The organism is Variovorax sp. YR216, from assembly GCF_900107745.1.
Lineage (GTDB): Bacteria > Pseudomonadota > Gammaproteobacteria > Burkholderiales > Burkholderiaceae_C > Variovorax.
In genome coordinates, this window is record NZ_FNRO01000002.1 from 727,914 (window position 1) to 746,678 (window position 18,765).

General features: G+C 65.7%; 18 protein-coding genes. 5 read left to right on the forward strand and 13 right to left on the reverse strand.

The features are described 5' to 3' along the window. Positions 1-3: 3 nt before the first annotated feature. From BLW05_RS08430 to BLW05_RS08445, 4 genes are all read right to left on the reverse strand, one after another. Entirely contained in the window at positions 4-837 is an 834-nt protein-coding gene (locus tag BLW05_RS08430; protein ID WP_093161723.1) for a carbohydrate ABC transporter permease, read from the reverse strand. Next, entirely contained in the window at positions 834-1,703 is an 870-nt protein-coding gene (locus BLW05_RS08435; protein WP_093161724.1) for a carbohydrate ABC transporter permease, read from the reverse strand. Before BLW05_RS08435 ends, BLW05_RS08430 begins: the two co-directional genes overlap by 4 nt. Before the next feature lie 106 nt (positions 1,704-1,809). After that, positions 1,810-3,114, reverse strand: a complete 1,305-nt coding sequence (locus BLW05_RS08440) for an ABC transporter substrate-binding protein (protein ID WP_093161725.1) — start codon at positions 3,112-3,114, stop codon at positions 1,810-1,812. Between the two features lie 192 nt (positions 3,115-3,306). Further along, complete coding sequence (locus BLW05_RS08445; RefSeq protein WP_093161726.1) at positions 3,307-4,320, reverse strand: ABC transporter ATP-binding protein; 1,014 nt, start codon at positions 4,318-4,320, stop codon at positions 3,307-3,309. 130 nt (positions 4,321-4,450) lie between these two features. On the opposite strand from BLW05_RS08445, the gene phbB reads away from it, so the two are divergent. From phbB to ybaL, 3 genes are all read left to right on the forward strand, one after another. Then, positions 4,451-5,188 (forward strand): acetoacetyl-CoA reductase, encoded by a 738-nt coding sequence (gene phbB / locus BLW05_RS08450; RefSeq protein ID WP_093161727.1) that lies wholly within the window; start codon positions 4,451-4,453, stop codon positions 5,186-5,188. 131 nt (positions 5,189-5,319) lie between these two features. Continuing rightward, the gene (locus tag BLW05_RS08455) at positions 5,320-6,660 is read left to right on the forward strand and encodes a dicarboxylate/amino acid:cation symporter (RefSeq protein WP_093162138.1); all 1,341 of its coding nucleotides are present in this window, start codon (positions 5,320-5,322) and stop codon (positions 6,658-6,660) included. Between the two features lie 38 nt (positions 6,661-6,698). Continuing rightward, positions 6,699-8,384 (forward strand): cation:proton antiporter domain-containing protein, encoded by a 1,686-nt coding sequence (gene ybaL, locus BLW05_RS08460; protein WP_093161728.1) that lies wholly within the window; start codon positions 6,699-6,701, stop codon positions 8,382-8,384. On the opposite strand, the gene BLW05_RS08465 is transcribed toward ybaL, so the two are convergent. Continuing rightward, positions 8,381-8,785 carry a hypothetical protein gene (locus BLW05_RS08465; protein WP_093161729.1) on the reverse strand — a complete coding sequence of 135 codons (405 nt, stop codon included), beginning with the start codon at positions 8,783-8,785 and terminating at the stop codon, positions 8,381-8,383. The genes ybaL and BLW05_RS08465 overlap by 4 nt on opposite strands. 226 nt (positions 8,786-9,011) lie before the next feature. Here BLW05_RS08465 and BLW05_RS08470 point away from each other — a divergent pair, with 226 nt between their 5' ends. Together BLW05_RS08470 and BLW05_RS08475 are read left to right on the forward strand one after the other, a co-directional pair. Further along, entirely contained in the window at positions 9,012-9,242 is a 231-nt protein-coding gene (locus tag BLW05_RS08470) for a hypothetical protein (RefSeq protein ID WP_256330113.1), read from the forward strand. Positions 9,243-9,271: 29 nt separating this feature from the next. After that, complete coding sequence (locus BLW05_RS08475) at positions 9,272-9,847, forward strand: hypothetical protein (RefSeq protein WP_093161731.1); 576 nt, start codon at positions 9,272-9,274, stop codon at positions 9,845-9,847. Positions 9,848-9,850: 3 nt separating this feature from the next. On the opposite strand, the gene xylB is transcribed toward BLW05_RS08475, so the two are convergent. The 8 genes from xylB to BLW05_RS08515 all read right to left on the reverse strand — a co-directional run bounded on the left by xylB (position 9,851) and on the right by BLW05_RS08515 (position 18,675). After that, entirely contained in the window at positions 9,851-11,317 is a 1,467-nt protein-coding gene (gene xylB / locus BLW05_RS08480) for a xylulokinase (protein ID WP_093161732.1), read from the reverse strand. A gap of 9 nt (positions 11,318-11,326) precedes the next feature. After that, positions 11,327-12,265, reverse strand: coding sequence for an AraC family transcriptional regulator (locus tag BLW05_RS08485; RefSeq protein ID WP_093161733.1), 939 nt, complete (start codon positions 12,263-12,265; stop codon positions 11,327-11,329). Between the two features lie 25 nt (positions 12,266-12,290). Next, positions 12,291-13,079, reverse strand: coding sequence for an L-iditol 2-dehydrogenase (locus BLW05_RS08490; protein ID WP_093161736.1), 789 nt, complete (start codon positions 13,077-13,079; stop codon positions 12,291-12,293). Then, on the reverse strand, positions 13,076-14,494 hold the full coding sequence (gene dalD, locus BLW05_RS08495; RefSeq protein WP_177142592.1) for a D-arabinitol 4-dehydrogenase: 1,419 nt from the start codon (positions 14,492-14,494) through the stop codon (positions 13,076-13,078). Before dalD ends, BLW05_RS08490 begins: the two co-directional genes overlap by 4 nt. 9 nt (positions 14,495-14,503) lie before the next feature. Beyond that, positions 14,504-15,538: an ABC transporter ATP-binding protein gene (locus BLW05_RS08500; protein WP_093162141.1), complete on the reverse strand. Its 1,035-nt coding sequence runs from the start codon at positions 15,536-15,538 to the stop codon at positions 14,504-14,506. A gap of 21 nt (positions 15,539-15,559) precedes the next feature. Beyond that, a complete protein-coding gene (locus tag BLW05_RS08505) occupies positions 15,560-16,381 on the reverse strand; it encodes a carbohydrate ABC transporter permease (RefSeq protein ID WP_093161737.1) in 822 nt (273 codons plus the stop codon). Positions 16,382-16,394: 13 nt separating this feature from the next. Then, positions 16,395-17,252, reverse strand: coding sequence for a carbohydrate ABC transporter permease (locus BLW05_RS08510; RefSeq protein ID WP_093161738.1), 858 nt, complete (start codon positions 17,250-17,252; stop codon positions 16,395-16,397). 115 nt (positions 17,253-17,367) lie between these two features. Continuing rightward, complete coding sequence (locus tag BLW05_RS08515) at positions 17,368-18,675, reverse strand: ABC transporter substrate-binding protein (protein ID WP_093161739.1); 1,308 nt, start codon at positions 18,673-18,675, stop codon at positions 17,368-17,370. Positions 18,676-18,765: the final 90 nt, after the last annotated feature.

The following is an 18,765-nucleotide window of genomic DNA, read 5'->3' on the forward strand; positions in this document are numbered from 1 at the left end:
GCGTCACTTGATGCCCGCGCGCATGAAGCTCTGCACGAACTGCCGCTGAAACAACAGGAACGCGATCAACAGCGGCGCGGAGGTCATCAAGGTCGCCGCGGTGATCACCGACCAGTCCACGCCCTGGTCCACCGACGAGAACACCTGCAGGCCGACCGTCAGTGGCCGTGCGTTCACGCTGTTGGTGATGATGAGCGGCCACAGGAAGTTGTTCCAGTGGAAGCTGATCGACACCAGCGCGAACGCGGTGTAGACCGGCTTGGCGAGCGGCACGTAGACGCGCCACAGCGTCTGCATCGCGCTTGCGCCTTCCACGCGCGCGGCCTCGTCGAGCTCCTTCGGGATGCCCATGAAGGTCTGCCGCAGCAGGAAGATCGCGAAGGCCGAGGCGAAGTAGGGCAGGCCGATGGCCACGAGCGTATCGACCAGGCCGAGCCGCGCCATGGTCTTGTAGTTCTCGACCAGCAGGATGTCCGGCATGATCATGAGTTGCACCAGCACGAGCGCGAAGGCCACGTTCCGGCCCCTGAACTCGTAGCGCGCGAAGGCGTAGGCCGCCAGGGTGCCGAGGACGAACTGGACCGCGAGCACCATCGCCACCAGCAGCGTGGTGTTCAGGAAGTAGCGCGCGAAGGGTGCCGCTTCCCACGCGCGGCGGAAGTTGTCGAGCGTGAGCGGCGCGGCGAGCGCGAAGCGCGTCGAGTACTCGGCCGGGTGGAAGGCGGTCCACACCGCATAGGCCAGCGGCAGGATCCACATGAGCGCCAGCAGCCACGCCGCGACCGTGTCGATCCAGGTGGGCTCGTTGAAGGCGAGCCTCTGCGTAGGCGCGTTCATTTGTAGTGCACCCGCTTGTCGAGCACGAAGAACTGGAACAGCGCGATACCCGCGAGCACCACCACCAGCACCACGGTGATGGTCGATGCATAGGCCGTGTCCCAGAAGCTGAAGCCCACTTCGTACAGGTGATAGAGCAGCAGGATCGAAGCGTTGTCCGGCCCGCCACGCGTGAGCACGAACAGGTGATCGACCATGCGGAAGGCGTTGATGAAGGCATTGACCAGCACGAAGAGCGTGGTCGGCATCAGGAGCGGCCATTGCACCCGGCGGAAGAAATACCAGCGCGAGGCGCCCTCGATCGCTGCCGCCTCGCGCAGGCTCGGGTTGAGTGTCTGCAGCGCGGCGAGGTAGAAGATCATGAAGAAGCCCGCTTCCTTCCAGATCGCGACGACCGTGACCGCGCCGAGTGCAGTGGACGGACTGCCCAGCCAGTTGTGCGAGGGCAGACCCAGCGCGCTGGTGATCTGTTCGAGCAGGCCGTACTGAGGCGTGTAGAAGAAGAGCCAGATGTTGGCCACCGCGATCATCGGGAGCACCGTTGGCGTGAAGTAGGCCATGCGCAGGAAGGCACGGCCCGCGATGCGCTCGTTGACCCACAGCGCCATCACCAGCGCGAGCGCGATCGACGTCGGGATCGTCGCGCCCGCGAACCACAGGTTGTTGCGCACCGCCTTCCAGAACACCGGGTCGCCGACCATCGCCTCGTAGTTCTCGAGCCCCACCCACACGCCCGGGCGCTTGCCCTTGGGCGTCGAGAAGAAGCTGTCGATCAGCGTCGAGACGGCCGGCCAGTGCGTGAACGCGACCAGCAGCATCAGCGCCGGCAGCAGCATCAGCCAGGCGTGGATAGCGCGCGGCCTCATCTGCGATATCTGGTGCCAGGGCACCCGCGGAACCGGCTTTGCCGGGCCGCCGGGTGCGCCCCCTGGAAGGGGGTTGGCGGACCTGCGAAGCAGGGGAGCCTAGGGGTCATTTGAAGCTCTTCAGGATGCGGTCGGCTTCCTTTTGTGAATCCTGCATCGCCTGTGCCGGCGGCTTGGTGCCGGTCAGCGCGGCCTGGAGGCCGTCGTTGAGCGCCTTGGTCACGCGCTGGTTGTCATGCGTGGAGAACTCGGCGACCGAGAACGGCAGCTGGTCGCGCGCCACCAGTGCGGCCGGGAATTCGCTGCCGTACTTGCGCAGCGCCTCGGTTTCATAGGCGGCCGGCGACACCGCGACATAGCCGGTCTCGATGCTCCACTGCGCGGCGCGCTCGGGCTGCGTGATCCACTTGATGAACTTGAACGAGGCTTCCTGCTGTGCGGGCGTAGCCTTCTTGAAGATGTAGAAGTTGCCGCCGCCGGTCGGCGAGCCCTTGCGCTTGTTGGCCGGGATCATGCCGACGCCGAAGTCGAACTTGGCGTTCGCCTTGATGTTGGTCAGGTTGCCGGTGGTGGTGTAGATGATCGCGGCCTTCTTCTCGAAGAAGTCCTTCGGCGTCGTGCCCCACTCGACCACGCCGGGCGGGTGCACGCCGGCCTTGCCGAGATCGACCCAGTATTGCAGCGCTTCGACCACCTTCGGGTCGTCGAACTTGACCGCGGTGCCGGCGTCGTTGGCGAGGATCGCGTCGTTCGGCGTGGTCAGCGTCTGGAAGAGCCAGTACGGGAAGCCGCTCGACGGAATCTGAACGCCCCACTGCGTGACCTTGCCGCCCGAGTCCTTCTTTGTCAGCTTGGCGGCGGCGTCCTTGAGCTCGGCCCAGTTGGCCGGGGCCTTGTTCGGGTCGAGGCCGGCTTCCTTGAACAGTTCCTTGTTCCAGTACATCACCACGGTGGAGCGCTGGAACGGAATGCCCCAGGTCTTGCCGCCGGTCTGGCTGTTCATCATGAAGGCCTTGTAGAAGCCGCCCAGCCACGCCTTGTCATCCGCGGTCTTCACGAAGTCGTCGAAGGGCACGATCGCGTCTTCGTCGATCAGCGTGAACATGTCGGTCGACAGCAGCACCGAGGTCACCGGCGGCGTGCCGGACTTGTGCGCGGTCAATGCCTTGACGATGGTTTCCTGGTAGGTGCCCGCGTAGATCGGCGTGACCTTGATGCCGGGGTTCTCCTTCATGAAGCCGGCGGCGAAGCCATCGATGATCTTGGCGATCGGGCCACCCACGGCGACCGGGTAGTAGAACTGGACTTCCACCGGCGCCTGCGCATGGAGCGTGCCGGATGCGCCGGCAAAAAGGCCGCCGGCAGCGATGAACTGGGCGGCGAGCGCCCGGACGAACGTCTTGCGTTGCATGGTCTTCTTCTTCCTCTTGGGTGTGGAGTCAACTAAATCAGTGCTTCTCGGCGATTCGTTGGAAACGCAGCGTATGAATCCGGTGCAGCCATGGCCAGGAATCCCGCGGAACCGGCTTTGCCGGGCCGCTGGGATTGCCCCCGGAGAGGGGGTGCCCGAGCCACACGAAGTGGGCGAGGCTGGGGGCGAGTGTCATAGTCGCTGTCCCGCGGCGTCGAAGCCGTGGGCATCTTCCCGGGCCCAGCGCAGGCCCACGTGATCGCCGGCGTCGGCGTGGTGCCGGCCGTCCACCCGCACCAGCAGGCTCTGCGTGCCGATCCGGCAGGCGAGGACGAGGTCGGCGCCGAGGTATTCCACGCTCTGCACCGTGGCAGGGATGCCCTGTGGATCGAGCGCGATCGCTTCGGGCCGCACCCCGAGCGTGGCCGCCTGCAGGCCGGTGTCGGCGTCGCTGCCGGCGATGCGGCTGCTTTCGAGCGCGACCAGGTTCATCGGCGGCGTGCCGATGAAGCGCGCCGAGAAAGTCGTCGCCGGCCTGGCATACAGGTCGCGCGGCATCCCGGCCTGCTCGACGCGGCCCTGGTGCAGCAGCACGACCTGGTCGGCCATGCTCATCGCCTCGGCCTGGTCGTGGGTGACGTACACGACGGTGAGGCCCAGTTGTCGCTGCAGCTCGCGCAGTTCGCGCCGCATGTCCTGGCGCAATTGCGCGTCCAGGTTGGAAAGCGGCTCGTCCATGAGGCAGACCTTGGCCTGCGCGACCAACGCGCGGCCGAGCGCAACGCGTTGCTGCTGGCCGCCGGAAAGCTGCCCGGGCTTGCGTTCGAGCAGGGCGCCAAGGCCGAGCAGATCGGCCGCGTTTCTCAGGCGAAGCGCGGTTTCGGCGGCGGGCACCTTGCGCACCGACAAGCCGAAGGTGATGTTGTCCGCCACGCTGAGGTGCGGAAACAGCGCGTAGTTCTGGAAGACCATCGCAATGCCGCGCTGCGCGGGCGGGAGCGTGGTGACATCGCGCCCATCGATCAGCACCCGGCCGGCCGTGGCCGTCTCGAGCCCGGCCACGATGCGCAGGGTGGTCGACTTGCCGCAGCCCGAGGGGCCGAGCAGCACGCAGAACGACCCGGGTTCGATCTGCAGGTTCACGGCGTGCAGCGCGGTGCTGTCGCCCCAAGACTTGGCGATATCGATCAACGCGATGGAAGACATCAAATCAGTATATGGATCGGTTGTGACACCCGGTTGCATTGAGGGGTCAGTGTTTTCCTGACGCGAAGTTGGTGAGAAACTTCGATAAAGTGACCAACGCCTGTTCAGGCTTCACCTATAAGGAACACTCATGAGCAAGAAAGTCGCATACGTCACCGGAGGCATGGGAGGCATCGGAACAGCCATTTGCCAACGCCTTCACAAGGACGGGTTCACCGTCATCGCCGGATGTGGTCCGACCCGGGACCACGCCAAGTGGCTCGCTGAGCAGAAAGCCGAAGGCTTCGACTTCCACGCGTCGGTCGGCAACGTCGGGGACTGGCAATCCACGGTCGAAGCCTTCACCAAGGCCAAGGCAGAGCACGGGCCCATCGACGTGCTGGTCAACAACGCGGGCATCACGCGCGATCGCATGTTCGTGAAGATGACCCCCGAGGACTGGAGCGCCGTCATCGAGACCAACCTCAACAGCATGTTCAACGTGACCAAGCAGGTCGTCGGCGACATGGTGGAAAAGGGCTGGGGCCGCATCATCAACATCAGCTCGGTCAACGGTGCGAAGGGCCAGGCCGGCCAGACCAACTACTCGGCCGCCAAGGCCGGCATGCACGGCTTCACGATGGCCCTGGCGCAGGAACTCGCCGGCAAGGGCGTGACGGTCAACACGGTGAGCCCAGGCTACATCGGCACCGACATGGTGAAGGCGATCCGCCAGGAAGTGCTCGACAAGATCGTCGGCACCATTCCGGTCAAGCGATTGGGCGAACCGGGCGAGATCGCCTCGATCATCGCGTGGCTCGCATCCGAGGACGGCGGCTATTCCACCGGCGCGGACTTCTCCGTGAACGGCGGATTGCACATGCACTGAGGAGGTGCGCAGCCTCGATGAAACGAAGACCCGCCCTGGCGGGTCTTTTTTGTTGGGAGGGCAGGAGCCAGACTATGGGCAAGCGCGCAGCAGTCGCGCCGATCCACAACACGCAATCAAGGAGTTCCTTCATGACCCCCGAAGCACCGGCTCGCAAGAAGCCTCCGATCTATAGATCCCTCTACGCACAGGTGATCACGGCCGTGATCGTCGGCGTGCTCCTCGGGCACTTCTTCCCGTCGGTCGGCGAATCCATGAAGCCGTTGGGCGACGCCTTCATCAAGCTGATCAAGATGCTGATCGCCCCGATCATCTTCTGCACCGTTGTGGTCGGCATCGCGGGCATGGAGGACATGAAGAAGGTCGGCAAGACCGGCGGCCTCGCGCTGCTGTACTTCGAGATCGTGAGCAGCATCGCGCTGGTCGTGGGGCTGGTGCTGGTCAACGTGTTCAAGCCCGGCGCGGGCATGAACATCGACCCGGCCTCGCTCGACACGCGGGCGCTCGCGGCCTACACCGGCCCGGGCAAGATGGAAGGCACGGTCGACTTCCTGATGCACATCATCCCCAACACCGTGGTCGACGCCTTCGCCAAGGGCGAGATCCTGCAGGTGCTGCTGATCGCCGTGCTGTTCGGCTTCGCCCTGCACCGTTTTGGCGGGCGTGGCACGCTGGTGTTCGACATCATCGAGAAGGGCTCGCACGTGCTCTTCGTGATCATCAACTACATCATGAAGCTCGCGCCCATCGGGGCATTCGGCGCGATGGCCTTCACGATCGGCAAGTATGGCATCGGCTCGCTGTTCCAACTCGGCAAGCTGATGGGCACTTTCTATCTGACCTGCCTGCTGTTCATCTTCGTGGTGCTCGGGCTGATCGCGCGTTTTCACGGCTTCAGCATCTGGAAGTTCATCAAGTACATCAAGGAAGAGCTGCTCATCGTGCTCGGCACCTCGTCTTCCGAGTCGGTGCTGCCGAGGATGATGGAGAAGATGGAGAACCTCGGCGCCAACAAGACGACTGTCGGGCTGGTGATCCCGACGGGCTACTCCTTCAACCTCGACGGCACTTCGATTTATCTGACGATGGCGGCTGTTTTCATCGCGCAGGCGACCAACACGCCGATGACGCTGATGCAGGAGGTGACGCTGATCGGGGTGCTGCTGCTGACCTCGAAAGGCGCGGCAGGCGTCACCGGCAGCGGCTTCATCGTGCTCGCGGCGACGCTCTCGGCGGTGGGCCATGTGCCGGTCGCTGGCCTTGCACTGATTTTGGGCATCGACCGCTTCATGTCCGAGGCAAGAGCACTCACCAACCTGATTGGCAATGGCGTTGCGACCCTCGTGGTCGCCAAGTGGACGGACGAGCTCGACATGGAGCGGCTCAAGGCTGGCCTCAACAACGAGACCTGGGAGGAGGCACAGGAGCCGGAAGAACTCGTGAACGCCCGCGACGGAAAAATGGCCACCTGAATCCGGGGCAAAAGCATCGCTCTGCAGAATGCAAGGCGATGCCCCACAGCGTTTCACTGATCAACACCCTCGCCGCCGGCCTCGGGCTGGCGCTGCTGCTTGGCTTCCTGGCGGTGCGGCTGCGGTTGCCGGCGCTGGTCGGCTATCTCCTCGCCGGAGTCATCATCGGGCCGTTCACGCCCGGGTTCGTGGCCGATGCGGGTATCGCGGCCCAGCTTGCCGAGATCGGGGTGATGCTGCTGATGTTCGGCGTCGGGCTCCACTTCTCGCTCGACGACCTGCTCGCGGTGCGCAAGATCGCGGTGCCCGGCGCACTGGTGCAGATCGCGGTGGCGACGGTGCTCGGCGGCGCGCTCGCGACGTGGTGGGACTGGAACCTCGGCGCCGCGCTGGTCTTCGGCCTGTCGCTGTCGGTCGCGAGCACGGTGGTGCTGCTGCGCGCACTGGAAAGCCTCGGCATCCTCGATTCGTTGACCGGCCGCATCGCGGTGGGCTGGCTGGTGGTGGAAGACCTCGCGATGGTCCTCGTGCTGGTGCTGATGCCGCCGCTCGCGAACGCCCTGGTCGGGGTCGACCCCGGGCAACGGACCGAGCCGATCTGGCAGACGCTGGGTCTCACGTTGCTGCAGGTCGGGGGCTTCGTCGCGCTCATGCTGGTGGTGGGGCGGCGCTTGTTCCCGTGGGTGCTGTGGCAGGTGACGCGCACCGGGTCGCGCGAGCTCTTCACGCTTTGCGTCGTGGCGGCGGCGGTGGGCATCGCGTTCTCGGCGGCCGCGCTCTTCGGCGTGTCCTTTGCGCTAGGCGCTTTCTTCGCGGGGATGGTGATGCGCGAGTCCGAGTTCAGCCATCGCGCCGCGCAGGAATCGCTGCCGCTGCGGGATGCCTTCGCGGTGCTGTTCTTCGTCTCGGTGGGCATGTTGTTCAACCCGATGGTGCTGGTTGAACGGCCGCTGCAGGTGCTGGCGGTGGTGCTGGTGATCGTCGTGGGCAAGTCGGTAGCGGCGTGCGCGCTGGTGTTGCTGTTCCGCTATCCGCTTGGCACCGCGCTCACGGTGAGTGCGAGCCTCGCGCAGATCGGCGAGTTCTCGTTCATCCTGGCTTCGCTCGGTGGAAGGCTGGGCCTGCTGCCGGTCGAGGGACAGAGCCTGCTGCTCGCGGCGGGGCTGATTTCCATCGCCACCAACCCGCTGTGGTTCAGTCTGATCGCGCCCATCCAGAAATGGCTGCACGCGCATTCGTCGTTCGCGCGCGGGCTCGAGGCGCGCGACGATCCGCTCGCCGAGCTGCCGATGAGCACGGCCGCGAAGTACCTCTCCAGGCAGGTCGTGCTGGTCGGCTACGGGCGGGTCGGCCGGCGCATCGCCGCGACGCTGTCCGCACACGACATTCCCTTCGTCGTCGCCGAGCAGAACCGCGAGCTGGTCGAAAAGCTGCGGGCCGAGGGCATGGCGGCGGTGTGGGGTGATGCGGCGGAGCCGGGTGTGCTGATCCAGGCCCACATTGCCCGGGCGCGCGTGCTGGTGGTGGCGACGGCGGATGCGATCAACGTGCGTCAGATGATCGAGGCGGCGCGCACGCTCAATCCGGCCATCGAGACGGTCATCCGCAGCCACAACGAGGACGAGGCCCGCCTGCTCGCGCAGGAGGTGTCAGCCACCGTGCTGCTGGGCGAGGACGAACTGGCTCAGGCGATGGCGCGTGCGGTGATCTCGCACGCTGCCTAGAGGTCCTCGATCACGAGCGTGCGGTAGCGCTGCGCGATCGAGTAGGGCACCGTCCGCACGAAGGTCATGAGCCTGTTCGCCGCCTCTTCGTTGCGGGTGCGCACGAGCAGGGCGGTGTGGCCTTCCCGCGCGAGCTTGGTGAAGGCGCGGACCGTGGCCGCATCCGTGCCGGCGGAAGGCAGCGGGTTGGCGTCGTCGCGGATCGTGGGCGTGATCTGCTCGATGATCACGTGCGGCGGGATCAGGTAGATCTCGTCGCCGCTGAAGCCGTTGTCCAGGAGCTGGTGGCCGATGCGGTTGGCGTCCTGCGCATCAGGAAACATCACCATGGAGTGACCGCTCGGGTAGAAGGCGCCTCCGACGACGGCGGTCATGTGAGGATCGAGATTGAAGTGCTTCATGTCTCCTCCTGATGGTGGATGGGACAAGACTGAGCCTAGGTTCGGCGCACGTCAAGAGCTGTAGGAAAGTTTGGTGACCGGGCCCTGCAGCCGAACATCCCTTCGCCCTCGGGGTATTCGGACTTGCCAAAAGTAAATCTAATGGTGACATTTGTGTCTAATCGTGAAATTGTGCGTAGGCGTTGTTTGAACGAGTTGACTAGCATCGGGTGTCCAACGAAGACCCGTGCCTAACCCCATGTCGCAATTGCGAAATATCGCGCTGACCGTTCAAGAACTCGAAGAGGGCGAGTTCTACTGGGTGTTGCTGGAAGCCACCGACTACGAGATGGATGACGCGCTGCCTTATCTGCCGATCGAGGCCGCGACCGACCCGTACGTCACCTATTCCAACGCCCTGGTCGCGGGTGTCGCCGCGATCCGGAAACTGTTCGGCAAGGACGGCCCGCGAAGCTGAGCGGGAAGCCGTCGATCCCGGGGGGAAGCATGCGGAAACTTGGAGGCGCGGCGATCGGGGCCGCTATCGGATGCCTGATCGTGGTGGGCTGGATCTTCCGGCCCGCGACCTCGGGCGAATGGGCCGCGTGGGTGCAGACCTTCGGGGTGCTGGTGGCCATCCTCTGGGCCGTGCGGCTGCAGGTGACGGCGTCCCGCCAGAGCCTGCGGCAGGCCGGGCAGGTTGCCGCGATGTTCGCCAGCCACATGCACTGGGTCTTCCGCGAACTCAACGACGCCTGCATCAAGCGCAGCTGGGAAGACTACAGCGTGCATCGCCGCATTCTTCAGGAAGTCCTCATGCAGGGCCGCGAGGTGACTCTGCAACTGCTGGACGGCCGATCGCTCGCGATGGTGAGCAGCCTTCGCACGATCGCGGTCGAGGCGCTCGAAAAGACCGAGGGCCATACCAACACCGGCAACTGGATGCACTTGCAGCTCTATTTCGATCGCCGCCTTCCGAGCATCGCCGCCTGGCTGTCGGCGACCGGCAACCCGCCCGAAAGCAGCGGGCCGACCGACTACGCGGGGCTTCGCACCTCGTTCGGGCCGATGGGTGATCTCTGAAGCTCAGGCGCCCGCTGGGTCAAAGCTGGAGCGCAGCGCGGCGTACAGCGACTTGAAGCGCAGGTGCCGCGCGGCGAACATGTCCGGCAGCGAAATGTTCGGTTCGAAGCGTTGCCGCACGGGCGGTTGAAGGCACACATCCGCCTCCTGGCCGCCATCCGCCAGCCACGCGAGCCGCGCCGCGCCCAGCGCACCGCCGGCTTCGCCGCCTTCGCACACTGCGAGCGGCACCTGGAGGATGTCGGCGAGCAGTTGCGCCCACCAAGCGCTGCGCGCACCGCCGCCGACCAGCATCAGGTCGCCGGTGGGCTTCTGGAGCGTGTCCAGCCCATCGCGAAGTCCGAAGCTCACGCCTTCGACCACCGCATAGGCAATCTCCGCCGGCCCGTGCGCATGCGTGAGGCCGAACAGCACGCCCTGCGCGTTCGCGTCGTTGTGCGGCGAGCGTTCGCCCGACAGGTAGGGAAGAAAGAAGGGCGCCCGTCGCCGGCCGTCCGTACTGACGGTCGCCGCCGCGGCGAGCAGCGCGGCTTCGTTGCCCAGGCCGAAGCTGCGCGCGGCCCAGCTCACCGCGCTCGATGCCGACAGCATCACCGACATCTGGTGCCACCGCCCCGGCAGCGCATGGCAGAAGGCATGCACCGCCCGCGCCGGATCGGGCGCGAAGCGGTCGCCGCAGACGAAGATCACGCCCGAAGTGCCGAGGGACACGAAGCCTTGCCCAGCCGACACCAGGCCCATGCCGACCGCGCTCGCCGCGTTGTCGCCGCCGCCTCCGGCGATCGGGATGCTGGCGGGCAGTCCCCAGCGCGCCGCCAGTTCCGGCTTGAGCCGGCCTGCGACGGCGCTGCCTTCGACCAATTCGGGCATGTGCCTGCGGCCGAGTCCGCACGCGGCGAGGATCTCGTCCGACCAGTCGCGCGCCGCGACGTCGAGCCACAGCGTGCCCGAAGCGTCGGACATGTCGCTCGCACGCGTGCCGCTGAGCATGAACCGCAGCCAATCCTTGGGCAGCAGCACCGAGGCCGTGCGCACGAACAACTCCGGCTCGTGCGCCCGCATCCACAGCAGCTTGGGCGCGGTGAAGCCTGGCATGGCGAGATTGCCGGTGATGTCGGTGAGATGCGGCACGAGCGCGGCCAATTCATCGCATTGCCCGGCGCTGCGGCCATCGTTCCAGAGGATCGCGGGGCGCAGCACCTGCCCGCTCGCATCGAGCGCGACCGCGCCGTGCATCTGCCCGGAAAGGCCGATGGCGCGCACCGCCGAAAGCGCATCCGCATTGCTGCGCCGCAATGCCGCCATCGCGGCTTCCAGGGCTTCCCACCATTGCGCGGGCAACTGCTCCGACCACAGGGGATGCGGCCGGCTCACCGCGAGCGGCGCGCGGGCGAGCGCCACGATGCGGTGGTCGTCGGCCAGCAGCAGCGCCTTCAGCTCCGAGGTGCCGAGATCGAGCCCGAGGTACACGGCGATCCTTCAGGCGTGGTTGCTATAGCGGCTGTCGCTCTGCCGGCGGAACTCGGTTGGTGTCATGCCCTTGATTTCGAGGAAGCGCCGGTTGAAGTTGGCGACGTTGTTGAAGCCGACCTGGTAGCAGATGTCCGTCACGTAGTGGTCGGTCTGCATCAGCAGATGGCAGGCGCTGTTGATGCGCACGCGGTTCACGAAGTCGGTGAAGCTGTTGCCGGTCGACCGCTTGAAGAACCGGCTGAAGCGGCTTTCGCTCATGCCCAGTTCGGTGGCGATGTCGGACATCACGATCGGCTCTGCGAGGTTCGACGTGATGCGGTTCACGATCACGTTGATCTGATCGACCTCGGCATCGCCCTCCACGCCCTGCATCTGCACGTTGGAGAGGAGCCGGTAGTCGGTGCACTTCACCAGCTCGGCCAGGTATTCGAGGAAGCGCGCGAGGCGTTGCAATCCATGCGCGGCCTTGACCGCTTCCCAGTGTTCGAGTGCGCGGTCCGCGATGCCGAAGAACTCGATGCCGTGGCGCGAGCGCTCCAGCAGTTGCAGGACTTCGCGCAGCTCGGGGATGTCCGATGCCGCGCTCTCGATCGGCTCGTGCCGGAACTGGATGACCCGGTCGCGCTCGGCCACGCCACCTTCGGGCGCATCGAGGGACAACCAGTTGTGCGGCAGCCGGGGCCCGCACAGCACCAGATGGCCGGGCTGGAAGGGGCCGATCCAGTCGCCGACGAAGGCCCGGCCGGAGGTTTCGGTGATGAGGTGCAGCTCGTACTCTTCATGGAAGTGCCAGCGCACGAGCGGGCTCGGAATGCCATGCGCAAGGCACCGCACGAGGCCGGATTCCTCCGGCGCTTCGTAGCCGAGCGAGGGCGAGCGCGTGATCTCGCGCTCCAGCTCGGGCTCGCGGTGGCGGGGCAGGTGACGTTGGCGCGCCGATGTCATGGAACGTTCCCTGGCAGGACCTTCATCAGCTCATCACGTTACCACCGTCGACGTTGAGTGTCTGTGCGGTGATGTAGCGCGCCTCGTCGCTGGCGAGGAAGACGGCGGCGCTCGCAATGTCATCAGGCAAGCCCATGCGCCCGAGGGGGACTTCGAGGCCCACCTGCCGCTTCTTTTCACCGGGCTGGAGGTTCTGGTACTTCGCGAAGAGCGAATCGACATGGTTCCACATCGGCGTATCGACCACGCCGGGCGAGATCGCGTTCACGCGGATGCCGTGCGGCGCCATCGCGAGCGCGGCGCTCTGCGTGTAGCTGATGACCGCCGCCTTGGTCGCGCAGTAGTGCGACACCAGCGCCTCGCCCCGCCGGCCGGCCTGAGAAGCCATGTTGATCACCGAGCCACCCTGCACACCCTCGTCGATCATGTGCTGCAGCACGCGCTGCATCACGAAGAACATGCCTTTGACGTTGACCGAGAAGAGGCGATCGAACGAGGCTTCGTCGCTTTGCAGCAGCGGCGCCATGTCGAAGATCGCGGCGTTGTTGATCAGCGTGTGGATCGGCCCATGTGCCGCGCGTGCCGCGAAAAGCATGCCGCCGACCGAAGGCGCCTGCGTGACGTCGGTCTCGACATAGGCGAGCGCCTCCGGATGCTTGCGGCGCAGTTGCTCCACGCCTTCTGAGGGCTTTGCCGAGAGGTCCGACAGCGTGCAGCGCGCGCCTTCGGCGAGGCAGGCCGCGGCGATCGCGAGCCCGATGCCGCCGCCGGCACCGGTGATCAGCACATGGCGTTGCGCGAGACGGCCGGTCATGACGTGCGCCCCTTGATGAAGTCCTGGACCCGCTCAAACGCCTTCTGCAGTGCCTCGATCAGTCGCGCGTCGTTGGCGGTATCGCCCCACAGCGTGCGGTTGGCGGCCAGCGCCGCGACCGGGTCGGCCGAACCGCAGATCGCATGTGCCGCGGCTTCGTCCATCCCCTGGTCCTGATAGACGTACGGCAGCACGCCCTGGTGCCAGCGTTGCAGAAAGGCGAGGAACAGCGCCGGCAGCATCGCAACGCTGCCGATGCTTTCGTTGCGCGAGAGCCGCTCGCGCACCGTCGGCGCGATGAAGCCGGGGATCTTCGAGAAGCCATCCATCGCCACCCGCTGGTTCGTGTCGCGGATCGCCGGATTGCCGAAGCGTTCGAGCACCACGTCACGGTACGCCGGCAGGTCGACCGGGCTCGGGCGGTCCGGCGAATGCAGGCAGGGGATCACATCGTCCGTCACATAGTCGAAGGCCATGCGGCGGATCTGCGCATCGTGCGTGCCTTCGTGGATGTACTGGAAGCCCGCAAGCGTGCCGGCCCATGCGATGCAACTGTGCGTGGCGTTGAGGATGCGGATCTTCGCCTCCTCGTACGGCGCGACCGACTCGACCAGTTGAACGCCGACGCGGCCCCAGTCGGGCCGGCCGTTGGCGAAGTCGTCCTCGATCACCCACTGGATGAAGCTCTCACCCGTGACTGGCGCGGCGTCGTCCCAGCCGGTGGCCTGCAGCACGCGCTGCCGCAGTTCGGGCGGCGGCCTGGGCGTGATGCGGTCGACCATCGCGTTGGGGCAGGTCGTCTGGGTGCACACCCACTCCAGTAGTCGTCTGTCGCCGGTCTTCTCGATGAAGGCGAGCAGCCCCTTGCGGAAGCGCTCGCCGTTGTGTCGCAGGTTGTCGCAGTTCAACAGCGTCACTGCGCCGCCGTTGGCCGTGCGCCGTGCGCGCAGGATCGCGCAGACAGCGCCGTAGATCGTGGTACCGGCTTCTCCGCGTCGTGCGCGATCGAGATCGGCGGCGAGATCGGCCGCGCCGAAGTCGAGCCGGTCCGTCGGGTCGAGGTAGTAGCCCGCCTCGGTCACGGTGAACGAGATCACCCGTGTGCGCGGATCGGCGCCGCGCGTGATCACGGCCGCGAGCGTGGGGTCGAAGGGCAGCACCTCGCGTATCGATTCGATGCGCTGGTAGCGGTACTCGCCGGCCGGCGACACGGTTTCGAGCGTGTAGCGGCCGCCTTGCCGGATGAGTGCGGATTCGACCTCGGCCATGTCGGTCCGCAGGTTCGCGCCCGCGAGCGACCAGCGCGTGTCGCCGGCATCGATGAGCGCTTGCAGGTAGACGGCCTGGTGCGCGCGATGAAAGGAGCCGAGTCCGAGGTGGAGCACCACGGATTCAGACGAAGCAGGGTGGGCCATTGCTGCGACTCAGGCGGCGACGGCACGGCCGTCGCGATTGAAGAAGTGGAGCACCGATGGGTCGAGTTCGACGCTGACCGCATCGCCGGGCTGGAGCGCGGTGCGCTCGTTCTGCCGTGCGATCAGCGGAACGCCATCGACGCTGACGTGGATCAGCGTGTCCGCGCCGAGCGCCTCGATGAGATCGACCTGTGCCAACGCGCCACCGCCATGGCCGTTGCGGTGCACGTGCAACTGCTCGGGTCGCACGCCGAGGAAGCCGTCTGAAGGCAGCCGCCCGCCAGTGAGCGCCGAGAAGCTCGGAATCGCGGTCGCCTGCACCATGTTCATCGATGGCATGCCGATGAACTGCGCGACGAACTGGTTCGCCGGGTGGTCGTAGAGCTCCATCGGCGTGCCGACCTGCTCGATGAGCCCGTCGCGCAGCACCACGACGCGATCGGCCAGCGTCATCGCCTCGACCTGGTCGTGCGTGACGTAGATGCTGGTCGCGCCGAGCGCGCGGTGCAGCTTGTGGATCTCCACGCGCGTGTTGCCGCGCAGCGCCGCGTCGAGGTTGGAAAGCGGCTCGTCGAAAAGGAACACCTTGGGCGCCCGCACGATCGCGCGGCCGATTGCGACCCGCTGCCGCTGGCCGCCGGAAAGCTCCTTCGGCGTGCGGCCCAGGTACTGCGTGAGATTGAGCGTCTTTGCCGCGTACTCCACCTTGCTCTTGATCACGTCCTTCGACACCTTCGCGAGCTTGAGTGCGAAGGACATGTTGTCGTACACGCTCATGTGCGGATAGAGCGCATAGCTCTGGAACACCATCGCGAGATCGCGCTTGCCCGAGGGCGTGTGCGTGATGTCCTTGCCGTCGAGCAGGAGCTTGCCGCTGGTGATCGATTCGAGCCCCGCGATCAGCCGCAGCAAGGTCGACTTGCCGCAGCCCGAGGGACCGACGAAGACGATGAATTCGCCTTTGTCGATCTCCAGGTTCACGCCCTTGATGACGTGCGTGTCGCCGAAGCTCTTCTGGATGTTGTCGAGTTGGAGGTAGGCCATCTTCATGTCCTCTCTGATTCGTTACTTCACTGCGCCGAAGGTGAGGCCTTGGACGAGTTGCTTCTGACTGAACCATCCGAATACCACGATCGGCGCGATCGCCATCACCGAGGCAGCCGAGAGCTTGGCCCAGAAGAGGCCTTCAGGGCTCGAATACGAGGCGATCATGGTCGCCAGCGTTCCGGCCTTGGCGGAGCTGAGGTTGAGCGCCCAGAAGGCCTCGTTCCAGCTCAGGATCAGGCACAGCAGGCCGGTGGAGGCGAGCCCGCCCACCGACAGCGGCAGCACCACGTGCCGGAACTCGGTCCACAGGTTCGCACCGTCCATGCGCGCGGCTTCGAGGATCTCGGGCGGGATGTCCTTGTAGCTCGTGTAGAGCATCCACACCATGATCGGCAGGTTCGACAGCGTGAAGACCACGGTGAGCGCGGTGCGCGTGTCGAGGAGGCCCGCGGTCTGCGCGATCACGTAGATCGGCACCAGCGCGCCGACGGCCGGCATCATCTTGGTGGAGAGCATCCACATCAGGATGTCGCGCGTGCGCTTCGTGCGGAAGAAGGCCATCGAGTACGCGGCCGGCGCGGCGATCGCGAGGCCGACGATCGTGGAGCCGATGCTCGTGATCAGCGAGTTCTTCGCGAACAGCAGATAGTCGCTGCGGCGCTGTACCTCGGTGAAGTTGTCGAGTGTGGGCTCGAAGAAGAAGAGCGGCGGCACGTGGATCGCCTGCAGCTCGGTCTTGAACGAGGTCAGCACCAGCCAGCCGAGCGGGAAGAACAGCAGCAGGGTGACGATCCACGCGCCGACGGTGCGCAGGATCAGGGGGAGGCGGCTTTCGTCCATGGCGTCCGTCCCTTCAATCGAGGTTCTTGCCGATGATGCGGATCAGGAAGGCCGCCACGATGTTGGCCAGCACCACCGCGAACAGCGCGCCTGCGGAGGCCACGCCCACGTCGAAGTTCATCAGCGACTGCTTGAAGATCATGTACGTGAGGTTCGTGCTCTCGTTGCCGGGGCCGCCGGCGGTGGTGATCGCGATCTCGGCGAACACGGAGAGCAGGAAGATCATCTCGATCATGATCACCACCGCCATCGGCCGCGCGAGGTGCGGCAGCGTGAGATAGCCGAAGCGCTGGACGGCGGTCGCACCATCCATGCGCGCGGCTTCCATCTGCTCGCGGTCGAGCGACTGCAGCGAGGTGATGAAGATCAGGCAGGCGAAGGGCAGCCACTGCCACGCGACCATGATGATCACGGAGAAGAGCGGCAGGTCGGTGAGCCAGTCCACCGGCTCCGCGCCGAACGTGCGCCACACGTCGGCGAGGACCCCGTAGATCGGGTTCATCATCATGTGCTTCCACAGCAGCGCGTTCACCGTGGGCATGACGAAGAACGGCGAGATCAGCAGCACCCGCACGATGCCGCGCCCCGGGAAGGGCTCGTTGACCAGCAGCGCGAGCGCGACGCCGAGCACCACCGTGATGACGATCACGCTGCCGATCAGCACCAGCGTGTTCCACACCGCGGGCCAGAAGTCCGGGTCGGTGACGAAGTAGTGGAAGTTCTCGATCCCGTTGAACGTGCGCTCGCCGGGCTGCATCAGGTTGTAGTTGACGAACGAAAAGTAGATCGACATCAACAGCGGCGCGAGCATCCACAGCACGAGGACCGCGACGGCTGGCGCCATCAACGCGCGAGGCAGCAGGCGGTTCATGGACGAGTCCCTTGGCTCGGTCGGGAGCTGCCGCGGAACCGGCTTCGCCGGTCCGCTGGCTGCGCCCCCAGCAGGGGGGTGGAGGAGCGACATGAAATGCGCGGAGCCTGGGGGGTTACTTGTAGTACCCGGCCTTCTTCATCTCGCGCTCTGCGGTGGTCTGAGAGGTCTTCAGCGCCTGGTCGACCGTGACCTTGCCCGAGAGCGCCGCGCTCATCTGCTGGCCGACCGCAACGCCGATGGCCTGGAACTCCGGAATCGCCGCGTATTGCACGCCGACGTACGGCGACTTGGGCAGCGTGCTGTCGTTCGGGTTGGCGGTGTCGATGGCCTTCTTCTCGGCTTCGGCGAAACGCGCGGCCTTGATGAACTCCGGCGTGGCGTAGGTCGACTTGCGCGTGCCGGTCGGCACCGAGCCCCAGCCCTCTTCCTTCGCAACCAGCTTGATGTAGTCCTTCGATGTCGCCCACTTGATGAAGGTCTGTGCCGCATCGACTTTCTGCGAGCCGGCCGGAATCGCGAGCGCCCAGGCCCAGAGCCAGTTCGCGCCCTTCGGCGTCACGGCGGTCGGCGCCTGCGCGAACGCGACCTTGTCGGCCACCTTCGACTGCTTCGGGTCGCTCACGAAAGAGGCCGCGATGGTCGCATCCACCCACATGCCGCACTTGCCCTCGTTGAAGAGCGCGAGGTTCTCGTTGAAGCTGTTGGCCGATGCGCCGGGCGGGCCGTAGGCCTTCATCAGGTCCACGTAGAAGCTGATCGCGTCATGCCAGGGCTTGCTGTCGATCTGCGGCTTCCAGCTCATGTCGAACCACTGGCCGCCGTTGGTGTTGACCATGGTGGTCAGCAGCGCCATGTTGTCGCCCCAGCCCGGCTTGCCGCGCAGGCAGATGCCGTAGACACCATTCTTCGGGTCGTGGATCTTGCCGGCGAGCTCTTTCACCTGAGTCCAGGTGGGCTGCTCGGGCATCTGGAAGCCGACCTTGTCCGCGAGGTCCTTGCGGTACATGAGCATCGAGCTTTCGCCATAGAACGGCGCGGCATAGAGCTTGCCGTCGGCGGAGAGGCCGTTGCGCATCGCCGGCAGCAGGTCGTCGACGTCATAGGCGGCGTCGGTGGCGATCGGAACCAGCCATCCCTTCTTGGCCCAGATCGGCGTTTCGTACATGCCGATGGTCATCACGTCGAACTGACCGCCCTTGGTGGCGATATCGGTCGTCACGCGCTGGCGCAACGTGCCTTCCTCCAGCGTGACCCATTTGAGCTTGATGTCGGGATTGGCCTGCTCGAAGAACTTGGTGAGCTTCTGCATCTCGATCATGTGGCCGTTGTTCACGGTCGCGATGACCAGTTCGGTGGCGGCATGCGCCAAGCCCGTGCCCGCAATCGCGAGCGCCAGGCCCGCCTTCAGAAAACGCTTCATGTTTGTCTCCTTGGGTTCGCGACGACGGCGGGTCGCCGTGACCGGATTCTGGAGACTGCGAATTGCGGGCTTGGTACTCGGATTGCCTCT

Bases quoted from the DNA above. Each gene is read 5' to 3' on its own strand.
- BLW05_RS08430 (WP_093161723.1), bottom strand. From the start codon at position 837: ATGAACGCGCCTACGCAGAGGCTCGCCTTCAACGAGCCCACCTGGATC.
- ybaL (WP_093161728.1), top strand. From the start codon at position 6,699: ATGCCCCACAGCGTTTCACTGATCAACACCCTCGCCGCCGGCCTCGGG.
- BLW05_RS08455 (WP_093162138.1), top strand. From the start codon at position 5,320: ATGACCCCCGAAGCACCGGCTCGCAAGAAGCCTCCGATCTATAGATCC.
- BLW05_RS08465 (WP_093161729.1), bottom strand. From the start codon at position 8,785: ATGAAGCACTTCAATCTCGATCCTCACATGACCGCCGTCGTCGGAGGC.
- BLW05_RS08510 (WP_093161738.1), bottom strand. From the start codon at position 17,252: ATGAACCGCCTGCTGCCTCGCGCGTTGATGGCGCCAGCCGTCGCGGTC.
- BLW05_RS08505 (WP_093161737.1), bottom strand. From the start codon at position 16,381: ATGGACGAAAGCCGCCTCCCCCTGATCCTGCGCACCGTCGGCGCGTGG.
- BLW05_RS08485 (WP_093161733.1), bottom strand. From the start codon at position 12,265: ATGACATCGGCGCGCCAACGTCACCTGCCCCGCCACCGCGAGCCCGAG.
- phbB (WP_093161727.1), top strand. From the start codon at position 4,451: ATGAGCAAGAAAGTCGCATACGTCACCGGAGGCATGGGAGGCATCGGA.
- dalD (WP_177142592.1), bottom strand. From the start codon at position 14,494: ATGGCCCACCCTGCTTCGTCTGAATCCGTGGTGCTCCACCTCGGACTC.
- BLW05_RS08475 (WP_093161731.1), top strand. From the start codon at position 9,272: ATGCGGAAACTTGGAGGCGCGGCGATCGGGGCCGCTATCGGATGCCTG.
- BLW05_RS08515 (WP_093161739.1), bottom strand. From the start codon at position 18,675: ATGAAGCGTTTTCTGAAGGCGGGCCTGGCGCTCGCGATTGCGGGCACG.
- BLW05_RS08435 (WP_093161724.1), bottom strand. From the start codon at position 1,703: ATGAGGCCGCGCGCTATCCACGCCTGGCTGATGCTGCTGCCGGCGCTG.
- BLW05_RS08490 (WP_093161736.1), bottom strand. From the start codon at position 13,079: ATGACCGGCCGTCTCGCGCAACGCCATGTGCTGATCACCGGTGCCGGC.
- BLW05_RS08440 (WP_093161725.1), bottom strand. From the start codon at position 3,114: ATGCAACGCAAGACGTTCGTCCGGGCGCTCGCCGCCCAGTTCATCGCT.
- BLW05_RS08445 (WP_093161726.1), bottom strand. From the start codon at position 4,320: ATGTCTTCCATCGCGTTGATCGATATCGCCAAGTCTTGGGGCGACAGC.
- BLW05_RS08500 (WP_093162141.1), bottom strand. From the start codon at position 15,538: ATGGCCTACCTCCAACTCGACAACATCCAGAAGAGCTTCGGCGACACG.